2 protein-coding genes are annotated in these 604 nt (G+C 39.7%); both read right to left on the bottom strand.

Annotation, left to right across the window (positions count from 1 at the left end; translation table 11 throughout):
• Window positions 1-134 (bottom strand): GNAT family N-acetyltransferase (locus IEW67_RS18010; protein WP_229671969.1); only part of this gene is annotated, 134 nt, incomplete at its 3' end.
• 28 nt (window positions 135-162) lie between these two features.
• Window positions 163-604, bottom strand: a 442-nt coding sequence (locus IEW67_RS18005; protein WP_188634442.1) for a DinB family protein, incomplete at its 5' end; no start/stop codon positions are given.

Here is a 604-nt window from a genome sequence, read left to right as displayed (position 1 = left end):
CACTGCTTTTTGGCACTATATACCTCTTTTTGTTGTTTCGTAATAGCATCAAGTAATTTAGACCCAATCCCCTCATTTCGCCTTGCGGGATCAACGTATATTACAAATAATTCTCCAACCCCTTCAGATGGCACACATATTGGCTGTCTCTATAGTATGCTTCTACCATGTATCTCCACCCGTAGGAGGTGGCCACTGATTCAGAAAGCGTCTGATAATCACAACTTGCCCGGAATGATAACTATTATGAGAAATTAACGAAAGAAGATGCTCCACCTGATCATTTGAAAGGCCATCCTCGTTTTCTGCAAATCGTACAGCTTCATTTAAATCATCTGTAAATTTGTTTACAGCCAATTCCCAATCCTTTTTGGCAGGTGGTTTTACCTCTGTTGGCCATGTCTCTGAAGCATGTTTTGGCGGTATTGTCTCTTCTCCCTTTAAAAGACGTAAAATATATTCTTGCCAGTAGATCATATGATTTAGAATTTGCCAAATTGAATGCTGGTTAAGAACCACCTCACCTGCTTGCTCTATGCCTAATCCATCGAAAATCGTCAATGTGTTAACGTGAGCATTTTCTCCGTATAATCCTTTGGTTAAA

Source organism: Lentibacillus kapialis, assembly GCF_014646635.1.
Taxonomy (GTDB): Bacteria; Bacillota; Bacilli; order Bacillales; family Amphibacillaceae; genus Lentibacillus; species Lentibacillus kapialis.
The sequence above is the reverse complement of the archived record's forward strand: the minus strand, read 5'-3'. Positions and strand labels throughout refer to the sequence as shown.